Genomic DNA, 3,788 nt, shown 5'->3' on the forward strand with positions numbered 1-3,788 from the left:
AATACGACGGAGACGCCGCGGGTGCTGGCGTCCAGCAGGTTGCGGCACCAGCGGTTGTCGCTGGTGGTGTAGGTGGTGCGCTTGGGCGCGAAGTTGGACACGATGATCTCCTTCTGTTCGGGGTGTCCTGGTGGATTCCGGGAGTCGTGGCCTCGCGCCTACGCACTGTCCGGGGGAGAGCTGTCAGGTGGTCGGAACCCGCACGCCGGTGCCCCGCTGCATGTCGGCGAGGATCCCGGCGACCTGCTCCTTGCGGCTCGCGGGGGCACTGGCACCGCCGATGCCGGGCGGGGCGTAGCGCACGTCGCTCTTGGCGAGGTGGGGCTTGTCGGCGAGCAGCTTGTCGATCGCCTTGGCGACCTTGTCGGCGTCGGCCGAACCGTTCTCGTCGAGCACGGTGGTCAGGTCGACCTGCAGGGCGTCCGTGGCGTCGTGCAGCCGAGGCTTGGCGGCGGCGAGGACGACGTCGCGGACCTTGGCGGCGGCGGCCTCGGCGTCGCGCTTGTCCTCGCGCTCCTGGAACGGCTTGATCGCGGCCTCCACGGCCTGCTTCACGATCTCGGCCACGTCGGGCTGGTCGCCCGCGGGCTTGGTCGGCGCCGCGGGGGCCGCGGGAGCGGCCGGCTTCGGGGGCGTCGGACGTGCCCGCGCGGCGTCGCGCTCGCGCTCGGCCTTCACGCGGGCCTCCCGCTCGCGGGTGATCGCCTTCTTGCCGGGGTCGCCCAGGGCCTCCCACTCCTCCGCGGAGACGCCCTCGGGGCGCTCGACTGGCACGACGGTGTCGTCACCGCCGAGGATCGGGAAGATGGGACGGCCGTCCTTGCGGAAGCCGAGCGGAACGATCAGTGCGCCGGTGAGCGGGTGGCGCTGGGACGGGTTGAGCAGGCGGGACATCGCGTCTCCTTGGATGTGTGCTGCAGAGGGGATGACCGCGACGGCTTGTCGCGGTACAGTCGTGAGTGAGTAGGGCTAGCCCCCGCCCGCCCTGAAATAACGGGACCTTTGAACGGGCGGGCAATGCGGCCCTACTCGTCATTTCGCAGGCGGATCTCCGTGAGCGCGCGGCCGTTCTCCGACAGCACCCACAGGCGCTCGATGCGACTCTCGGGGTTGCGGAGGTTGTACTTCTCCAGCTGCCACCGCAGGGTGTCTGTCAGCGAGACTTCCTCGAGGTCGAGGATGAAGTTCCGCTTGGGCGGAACATCTGAACGGATCGCGTGAGCGATCGTGCGGTAGCGCGGCTTGTTGGTCTTGAGCTCAACCTCGATTCCGAAGTCGTTCCAGACGAAGTCGTTGGTCTTGCCGCGCCGAGGGTTCGCAGGGAGCCAGTCGAGGGAGTGGCCGCGCTCGATCATCCGCTCAACGAAGCGGACCTCTTGTGGCTCTCGGATGAGGTCTGCGCCGACGAAGGCGCCGCCTTCCAGGGCGCTGGCGCGTCGCTGCCAGTAGGCGCGGCTGGCGTCCTTGTCCCTATTGTCCGGCGGCAGCCCGAAGCCGCGGTTGGGGTCCGGCAAGTCGCTCTCGCTGGCGGTGCGCTCGGGCGCCCGCGCGTCGCCCTTGATGTACCCGTAGACCCCGAGCAGCCGTCGCGCCTCGTTGCGGTCGCCGTCGTACTCGCGGTCGACGATGTCGTAGATGGTTTCGGGGCGCAGGCGGATGGGGCGGCTGGGGTTGGCCTTGCGCCAGGCGGAGCGCTTCGTGGTGCCGTAGCGAGTGGCCTTGAGCCGGCGTCCGAACATGTCCGCGGTGAACATGCCGGAGTTGGCGTTGATGACCTCGACGATGTCGGCGCCGTCGTCGATCGCTGCGTACTCAGCCGCGGTCAGGTCTCGGATCTGCCCGGCCTCGAAGAGTTCCATCGGGTCGGCGATGAAGCCGTCGGCCTCGAACTCACGCTGCTGGGCCACCGGGACGTGGATGCAGTCGCAGGTCGGCGGGTGCCGGGAGAAGCCGCTGTTCCACCGGTAGACCCTCCCGGCCAGCACGACGCACCGCTTGCACGAGGGCGGGACGAGCATCCGCACGTAGCCGCCCCAGTGCTCGTCCACCGTGATCGCTGCACCCGCCGCCGAGCGGGCCGCGTCCTTGATCTCGCCCTCGACGACCCGGGCGACGTTGGCCAGGAACGGCGAGGCGTCGTCCCACCAGGGCGCCGGAATGGCCTCGGCCGGCGCGGGAACGTACCGGTCGATCGTGGCAATGAGCGGCTCGGAGATGGCGTAGCCGAGCGAGGTGACGCCAGCGAACGCCCGGGGGTCGATGGTCGAGGTGGACGTCGCTGACCATCCGAGTAGCGCTTCGATGGCTCGGGTGGCGGCGGCGAGCTGGTAGGCGGCGAACGTCTGCAGGACCTGTGCCCACGGGAGCCCCTGGGCGATCATGCCCGCTACGGCCACTGAGCCGGCGGCGGCCATGGCGGCCTGCTGGGAGTGCTCGCTACGCGCTTGCTGCTGCGTTGGAGTCGGCACTCGGGACGGCCTTCAGTGCGGCGCGCGTGGACGCGTCGAGGAGGGTGAACGGGTCAGCCGACTCTGCGGCGGCTCGCCCCTCTTCGACCGCGCGCTGGATCACCTCGGGGTCCCAGTCCAGGACCTGCTCGGCGACGGCCGCGATGCCCATGCCGCCGGACACGAGCTTGGTGACCTGGTCGACCTGCTGGGACTCGATGCGGGTCTCGGGGTCCACCCACCGAGGGGCGACGCGGCCCTTCGTGCTGGGGGACTCGATGTCGAGGATGAAGCGCCCGAGGCGTCGGTAGGAGGTGTTGAGCGAGCCCATGCGGCCCATGCCGTTGACGCGGCGCACCATCGGTGCCTCGTCGGTCTTGAGGAGCTCGGCCGACATGTGCGACTTGAGGTCAAGGGAGAAGTACGCCGAGGGGAGCTTGGTCTGACGGCGCAGGACCGCGGCCGCGTGGTCGGCCCAGGTCACGAACGAGGCCAGGCCGGCGGGCTCCAGCTGCCCAAACTTGGCGTCCTTGCTGGAGTTCGCCCAGAAGTGGTCGGCGCGGGGCTTGAAGCCGATCATCGGCTTGCCGTCGGGGCCCATGAGCGGGAGCTCAGGGTTCCTGGGGTCGCGCGGGATGTCGAGTCCGGTGGCGTACCGGATGGGCACGGCGCCGAAGTGGCCGGCGAACACGAGCAGGCCCTCGATCAGGTCGATGACGTCGATGCTCGTGGTGATCCGGTCGATCTCCGAGGTCGGCTCCTTGAGCAGCCGGGCCCGCGGGGCGAGCTCGACGACCTGGACGTAGTTCACGCCCGTGGGCTTGGGGTCGCCGTCCGGAACCCAGCGCGAGTGCTCGCTCGAACCTTCGGGGTCAGGGACGGAGGTCTCGCCCCAGCGCAGCGGGTGGTCCCAGCCGGGCAGGCGGAGCAGCGCCACCTTGTTGCCGGTCCACTCATCGGTCCAGATCTTCATGTAGGCGTCGACGTCGTAGGGCGGCGCCTGAGTGCGGTGCACCGCCGCCTGCGTGGCCGACTCGATGCCGACCACGGCCCGGTCTCCGTCACGCTCGCGCGCGACAGAGGCGAAGGAGCGGGCGGCGATGAGGGCCTCGCGGTTGGCCTCCTGGTGCATCACGTCAAGGTCGCTGGCCTCCCACGCTGCCTGGAGTACCTTGGTGGCATCGGCATCGTCGACCACGTCGATCCCGCCGAGCAGGAGCCGTTCGGTGAGGGCGTCCACGACCACCGCGGCAGTGCCGGTCTTGGGGACGTCGAGGGTCGAGTGGAGCACACTGGACACGGTCTCGATGTGGCGGCCGTCCGCCGAGGCGATGACGAGCC

At 70.0% G+C, this 3,788-nt stretch carries 3 protein-coding genes; all 3 read right to left on the bottom strand.

Annotated elements, in window-relative coordinates:
• Positions 1–183 precede the first annotated feature (183 nt).
• Positions 184–894: a hypothetical protein gene (locus ACI379_RS02705; RefSeq protein WP_439790521.1), complete on the bottom strand. Its 711-nt coding sequence runs from the start codon at positions 892–894 to the stop codon at positions 184–186.
• A 131-nt stretch (positions 895–1,025) separates the two neighbouring features.
• Positions 1,026–2,414, bottom strand: a complete 1,389-nt coding sequence (locus tag ACI379_RS02710) for a hypothetical protein (protein WP_439790522.1) — start codon at positions 2,412–2,414, stop codon at positions 1,026–1,028.
• A 22-nt stretch (positions 2,415–2,436) separates the two neighbouring features.
• Positions 2,437–3,788: hypothetical protein (locus tag ACI379_RS02715; RefSeq protein WP_439790523.1), on the bottom strand; the 1,352-nt coding region annotated here is incomplete at its 5' end.

This window comes from Nocardioides sp. (assembly GCF_051876515.1).
Classification (GTDB): Bacteria; Actinomycetota; Actinomycetes; order Propionibacteriales; family Nocardioidaceae; genus Nocardioides.

What these genes read in the sequence shown, in the direction of transcription:
- ACI379_RS02705 (WP_439790521.1), bottom strand. Translation starts at nt 894, where the DNA reads ATGTCCCGCCTGCTCAACCCGTCCCAGCGCCACCCGCTCACCGGCGCA.
- ACI379_RS02710 (WP_439790522.1), bottom strand. Translation starts at nt 2,414, where the DNA reads ATGGCCGCCGCCGGCTCAGTGGCCGTAGCGGGCATGATCGCCCAGGGG.